The organism is Mesorhizobium sp. M7A.T.Ca.US.000.02.2.1 (assembly GCF_003996995.1).
In the GTDB taxonomy this organism is placed as follows: Bacteria; Pseudomonadota; Alphaproteobacteria; order Rhizobiales; family Rhizobiaceae; genus Mesorhizobium.
In genome coordinates, this window is sequence record NZ_RZTT01000340.1 from 1 (window position 1) to 6602 (window position 6602).

Sequence of the window (6602 nt, forward strand, 5' to 3'; positions counted from 1 at the left end):
AGTGCTCGGAATGGGCGAGGTTCTTTTTCCGCGCTGAGATCCGTCGACACAGGAACCATAGGATGGCAGGACGCAAGTGCTTGCCGCTGGGTGGCAGTGGTGGGGCCGACCGTCATCCGACCCGCAACGTGGAGAACACATGAAAATCATCTCTCAAACGAAAGCCCATGGCGGCGTGCAGGGCGTCTATTCCCATTTGTCGACGAGTTGCCGTTGCGACATGACTTTTGCCGTTTTTAAACCTCCGCAGGCGCGGGAGGCGCCTTGTCCCGTTGTGTGGTATCTCTCAGGCCTGACGTGCACCCACGCCAATGTAATGGACAAGGGCGAGTACAGGCGCATGGCCGCCGAGCTTGGCCTGATCGTCGTTTGTCCCGACACCAGCCCGCGCGGCGCCGACATTCCGGATGAAAAAGACAACTGGCAGTTCGGCTCCGGCGCCGGCTTCTATCTCGATGCGACGCAAGAGCCTTATGCGAAGAATTATCGCATGTATTCCTATGTGACCGAGGAGTTGCCGGCTCTCATCGCGGCTGAATTTCCAGCCGATATGGCGCGCCAGGCTATCTCCGGCCATTCGATGGGCGGGCATGGCGCGCTGACGATTGCCTTGAAGAATCCGCAGCGTTTCAAGAGCTGCTCGGCGTTCGCCCCGATCGCCCAGCCAAGCACCGCCGGCTGGTCGAGACCGGCTTTTGAGAAATATCTCGGGAAGGATGAGGCTTCGTGGCGAACCTGCGACGCGACGTCGCTCATCGACGACGGATACCGTTTCCCCGAATTTTTGGTGGATCAGGGAACGTCGGACGGATTTCTTAACGACGGGCTGAGGCCTTGGCTGCTTGAGACGGCCTGCGCCAGAGCAGGTATTCCGCTGAAGCTGCGGATGCAGGATGGATACGATCACTCGTATCTTTTCATCTCCAGCTTCATGGACGACCATCTGAGATGGCATGCTGAGAGGCTTTGATCTGGCAGGCCGAAGGCATGGCCAGATGCAAACAAGTTATTGAATCCGACGCCTTACACCGAGGGCGCCGCGCCTGCCGGCGTCAAGCGCTAAGCGTTCAGCTCCAACGCGGCCTTTGCGAAAGAGCTGAAAGCGGTAGCAAGCCTCGATGAAATCCCGGAGCCACCGTGCGGCGAAATGCCTGACGGCATCCAGTATTTCGAGGTGCCGGTGGGTGAGGGGAGGAAGGTGCTGTTCGTCCGCATCGGCCAGGACGAGCCGTTGTTTGACGAGCAGACGCTAAGGGTGTTGCCGGGACCAGAGCCTGATCCGGATCGAGTGGAGGCCGCCTCTATGCCTCTACATATTCAGCTAGGCTGACACCGTTGGGCACATCCAGCCCATCGGCTCGCAAGCCTTCGATGTGAAAGCGTATCACGTCGCGAATCTCCGTTTCCACCTCAAGCACGGTCGCACCGGTTGCGATGCAGCCGGGTAGGTCCGGCACATAGGCGGAGAAGTTATTCCCTGCCTTTTCGATCACCACGGCGTAACGCATGTCATCATTCCTTCAAACCAGACTGCTTGAGGATGCTGTTCAATGTCCCAGGCGCTGCCCTTCTCCCACAACAAGGGAGAAGGGGTACTCGGCGATTAAGTCATGTCAACGGATGTGGAGGAACTGGTGGAGTGCGCCGACCCGTTGTCGGCGGGCGCAGTTCGTCCTCGACACTCAAGATGACTTCTTCGATCCGGAGCGCAAGGTTGTGTCCAATAGTTGCATATCGAACATCCTCAGCTGACCAGAAAAGCTGGGAGTCAAGCAGTGACAACACCACAAGGTTATCCAGCTCTGGATAGTTTTGCTTCATCAAAGAAAGGACTCCGACTGTCAGCCTCTCCGAAAGAGGAGGCTTCTTTGTGTTCCAGAGGTGGACGGCACATCGCTTGCCGTCGATTACTGTTCCAAAATCCGCAGAGAAGTTGAGTTTGAAAACGTCGGTCGGGCTGGCGTAGATGTGGCTTTTCACTTCAAAGAGTTTTGAGGGATGAGAAGCACGCCAGTTCAGGAGTGTCGCGAGACCTGCCTGGACAGAGGTCCGCTCAGGCAGTTTTGCTATGCGACCAACGGATTCCAATACGTTCTCGATATTCTCGCCTTTCGCAAGCAATCGATTTGAGTGAAGGCGTAGCGATCGATGAAAGTCGTACGAGGCATTGCTTGGAGAGAGCCTTTTCCGCAGTTCGGTACGCTGGGGCTTCGAATTGAGAGATATTAATTTTAGATAGGCAGAGGTTCCGAATGTAGACATTTTCTGAGTCCTGTTTCGCCTCAGCTACCTCGACTCCGAGTCCCGACTCCCCCTATGATTGCCTTGCTACAGGAGAGGGGATTTCGGTCTCGTCGCCCCGCGTTGGCTTCGGCTTGTTCGCGGCATCCAAAGCCGGCCCGAAAGGGTCGGCTTTGTTGTTGTCAGAGGGGTGTCACATAAAGACATCCTTATGTATTTGTACCCTTTTTGTTCCTGTTGCCATTTCGGCCCGATCTTACGACCGGGCCGATGATGTTGCGTTTCAGCGCTTCAGATTTTCCTCAGCTGCACCCACTCGTGGAACCGCACGTATCGCACTTCTCACAAGTCCCGTTCCGCACCATAGTAAAATTCTGGCACTCGGAGCAGGAATTGCCGGTGTAGCCCTGGAGCAGCGATTTGGCGCGGCGGTCGTTGGCGAGTTTCTTGGCTTCGGCCGCCTCAACGGCCGCCGCGTCGGTGAACAATCCCGCCGTGGCGTCGGAAGCAACACCCGCCGCTTCCTCGAAGGCGATGTCCTCGGTCAGTTCCTTTGCCCGCTCCTCATAGTCGCGTTTGTAGGCGACCGCTTCGTCGCTGGCCGGCTTCAACGCCAGCACGTTGGAGCCGGAGAAGGCGGTCGGTGCTGAGCGGGCAGGGGCGCCCGAGGGGGCCGCAAAGCCTTTCGGATCATTGCCGCTGACGCGCGACACCAGCTTCACCGGCGAGGCGCCACGGGTCAGGCCCTTGGAGACCGCGTCGGTCTTGCCTTCGCTGATGCCACGGCCAAGTGCGGTGTTGGAAAAGTCCGACTGGTCGACATGGGCGAGGTCGTTGCGGCCGAGATAGGAGATCGCCAGTTCGCGGAACACGTAGTCGAGGATCGACGTCGCGCTCTTGATGGCATCGTTGCCCTGCACCATGCCGGCCGGCTCGAACTTGGTGAAGGTGAAGGCGTGCACATATTCGTCGAGCGGCACGCCATATTGCAGGCCCAGCGAAATGGCGATGGCGAAGTTGTTGAGAAGGCCACGTAAAGTCGCGCCTTCCTTGTTCATGTCGATGAAGATCTCGCCGAGACGGCCATCGTCATATTCGCCGGTGCGCAGGAAGATGGTGTTGCCACCGATCTTGGCTTTCTGGGTGTAACCCTTGCGGCGGCCGGGCAGCTTTTCCTGCTCGCGCGACACGCGCTCGATGATGCGCTCGACGATCCGCTCGGTGATCTGTGCGGCACGTGCTGCCGCAGGTGCGGCGAGCAGCTGCTCGACGGCTTCGTCCTCGTCGTCCTCGCCATCGGCGAGCAGCGAGGAGTTGAGCGGCTGCGACAGCTTCGAGCCGTCGCGGTAGAGCGCGTTGGCCTTCAGCGCCAGCTTCCACGACAGCATGTAGGCGCCCTTGGCGTCTTCAACCGTCGCATCGTTGGGCATGTTGATGGTCTTGGAGATGGCGCCGGAAATGAAGGGCTGTGCAGCCGCCATCATCTGGATGTGGCTGTTGATGGACAGCGAGCGCTTGCCGATCTTGCCGCACGGGCTGGCGCAGTCGAAAACCGCCAGGTGTTCGGCCTTGAGGAACGGCGCGCCTTCCAGCGTCATCGCACCGCAGACATGGATGTTGGCGGCCTCGATATCTTTCCGGGAGAAGCCGAGCGCCGGCAGGATCTCGAACGAGAAATCGTTGAGCTGCTCGTCGGTGAAGCCGAAATTCTCCTTCACCCAGTCGGCGCCGAGCGTCCACTGATTGAAGACGAACTTGATGTCGAAGGCCGACTTCAAGGCTGCGTTGAGCGCGGCGATCTTGTCCTCGGTGAAGCCCTTGGCCTTGAGCGCGCCGGGGTTGATGGCCGGCGCCTGATTGAGGTTGCCGTGGCCGACCGCATAGGCCTCCATCTCGGCGATCTGGGCTTCGGAATAGCCGAGCGTGCGCAGCGCTTCCGGCACGGCGCGGTTGATGATCTTGAAATAGCCGCCGCCGGCCAGCTTCTTGAACTTCACCAGCGCGAAGTCGGGCTCGATGCCGGTGGTGTCGCAATCCATGACCAGGCCGATCGTGCCGGTCGGCGCGATCACGGTCGCCTGCGCATTGCGGTAGCCATGCTCCTCGCCGAGCTCGATGGCGCGGTCCCAGGCGGCCTTGGCGTGGGTCGCAAGGTCCTGCTGCTTCAGGTCGGAAGCGACCAGCGGCACCGGGTTGACGGCGAGCTTCTCGTAGCCCTGCTTCTCGCCATAGGCGGCACGGCGATGGTTGCGCATGACGCGCAGCATGTTCTGCGCATTGCGGTCGTAGTCGGCGAAGGCGCCGAGTTCGCCGGCCATCTCGGCCGAGGTGGCATAGGCGACACCGGTCATGATTGCGGTGAGTGCGGCGCAGATCGCGCGGCCTTCATCGGAATCGTAGGGAATGCCCGACGTCATCAGCAGGCCGCCGATATTGGCATAGCCGAGGCCGAGCGTGCGGTATTCGTAGGACTGCTTGGCGATCTCCTTCGACGGGAACTGCGCCATCATCACCGAGATTTCGAGAACGATGGTCCACAGCCGCACGGTGTGCTCGTAGGCTGCGATGTCGATCGTGCCGTCGGCGTTGCGGTAGGGCAGCAGATTGATCGAGGCGAGATTGCAGGCCGTGTCATCGAGGAACATGTATTCGGAGCACGGGTTGGACGCCCGGATCGCACCGGCCGATGCGCAGGTGTGCCAGTCGTTCATCGTCGTGTTGAAATGCAGGCCGGGATCCGCGGACGCCCAGGCGGCGTAACCGATCTTTTCCCAGAGATCCCTGGCCTTCAGCGTCTTCAGCACCTTGCCGTCCTTGCGGGCAGTCAGGTGCCAGTCGGCATCGTCCTCGACGGCGCGCAGGAAATTGTCTTTCAGCGACACCGAATTGTTGGAGTTCTGGCCCGAAACCGTGAGGTAGGCGTCCGAATCCCAATCCGTGTCGTAGGTCTTGAACGACATCGACGAATAGCCTTGCTTGGCGAACTGGATGACGCGGTAGATATAGTTCTCCGGCACCGCGGACTTCTTGGCCGCCTTGATCTCGCGCTTCAGCGCGGTGTTGATGGCCGGGTCGAAGCAGTCGTCGCCATTGCCTTCGCAGTTGACGCAGGCCTTCATGATCGCTTCGAGATGCTTCTTGACGATCTTCGAGCCGGTCACCAGCGAGGCGACCTTCTGCTCTTCATTGACCTTCCAGTCGATGAATTCCTCGATATCGGGGTGGTCGGCGTCGACAATGACCATTTTCGCGGCACGGCGCGTCGTGCCGCCCGACTTGATGGCGCCCGCCGCGCGGTCGCCGATCTTGAGGAAGCTCATCAGGCCCGACGAGCGGCCGCCGCCGGACAGTTTTTCGCCTTCGCCGCGCAGCAGCGAGAAGTTGGAGCCGGTGCCGGAGCCGTATTTGAACAGGCGTGCTTCACGCACCCACAGATCCATGATGCCGCCCTCGTTGACGAGGTCGTCCTGTACGCCCTGGATGAAGCAGGCATGCGGCTGCGGATGCTCGTAGGAGGATTTCGACTTGGTCAGCTTGCCGGTGAACGGGTCGACATAGAAGTGGCCCTGGCTCGGGCCGTCGATGCCATAGGCCCAGTGCAGGCCGGTGTTGAACCATTGCGGCGAGTTCGGCGCGACGCGCTGGGTGGCGAGCATGTAGGCAAGCTCGTCGCGGAAAGCGCGCGCGTCTTCCTCCGACCCCTTGAAGTAGCCGCCCTTCCAGCCCCAGTAAGTCCAGGTGCCGGCAAGCCGGTCGAAGACCTGGCGGGCGTCGATCTCGGAACCGTAGCGCTCGGCTTCCGGCAGCTTGGCAAGTTCCGTCTCATCGGCGACGGAGCGCCACAGGAAGGAGGGGACGTCGTTCTCTTCGATCTTCTTCAGGCGCGCCGGCACACCAGCCTTGCGGAAATATTTCTGCGCCAGGATATCGGCTGCGACCTGGGAGAACTGCGCCGGCACGTCGATATTGTCCAAGCGGAACACCACCGAACCATCCGGATTCTTAATCTCCGAAAGCGCCTTGCGGAATTCGATCTCCGCATAGGCAGATTGTCCTGGCTTGGTGAAACGACGCTCGATGCGCATTGGTCCGGTCCCTTTTGTCTATATATAGCGCTTTCCTCCAGGGATTTCTGCCCCCGATGCGAAACGCGCATGTCCGCCGTCTGCCGGGCGTTCCAAAACGGCCGGCTCTCCATTTTCGCGGTCTCCGCCGGCCCTGCTGGTCAAACTCCTTGCGAAGTATCTGTCCAACGCGCCGACGAACCCGCGGGTCCCTCAAAACTGATTTTTTCCGATTCCCTCGATCGAGGGAAATTCACACTATCTAGCGTCGAACCTACCTGCAAACACTAAATATAG

4 protein-coding genes are annotated in these 6602 nt (G+C 60.0%); 1 reads left to right on the top strand and 3 read right to left on the bottom strand.

The window, feature by feature from the left end:
• Positions 1 to 139: 139 nt before the first annotated feature.
• The gene (fghA, locus tag EOD15_RS25575) at positions 140 to 970 is read left to right on the top strand and encodes an S-formylglutathione hydrolase (protein ID WP_127321908.1); all 831 of its coding nucleotides are present in this window, start codon (positions 140 to 142) and stop codon (positions 968 to 970) included.
• 331 nt (positions 971 to 1301) lie between these two features.
• Here the strand turns inward: fghA and EOD15_RS25585 are convergent, their stop codons facing one another.
• The 3 genes from EOD15_RS25585 to EOD15_RS25595 form a co-directional block, all read right to left on the bottom strand.
• Positions 1302 to 1508 (bottom strand): type II toxin-antitoxin system HicB family antitoxin, encoded by a 207-nt coding sequence (locus EOD15_RS25585; protein ID WP_127321905.1) that lies wholly within the window; start codon positions 1506 to 1508, stop codon positions 1302 to 1304.
• Positions 1509 to 1608: 100 nt separating this feature from the next.
• On the bottom strand, positions 1609 to 2262 hold the full coding sequence (locus tag EOD15_RS25590; protein WP_127321904.1) for a hypothetical protein: 654 nt from the start codon (positions 2260 to 2262) through the stop codon (positions 1609 to 1611).
• A gap of 281 nt (positions 2263 to 2543) precedes the next feature.
• A complete protein-coding gene (locus EOD15_RS25595; protein ID WP_127408958.1) occupies positions 2544 to 6326 on the bottom strand; it encodes a vitamin B12-dependent ribonucleotide reductase in 3783 nt (1260 codons plus the stop codon).
• Positions 6327 to 6602: the final 276 nt, after the last annotated feature.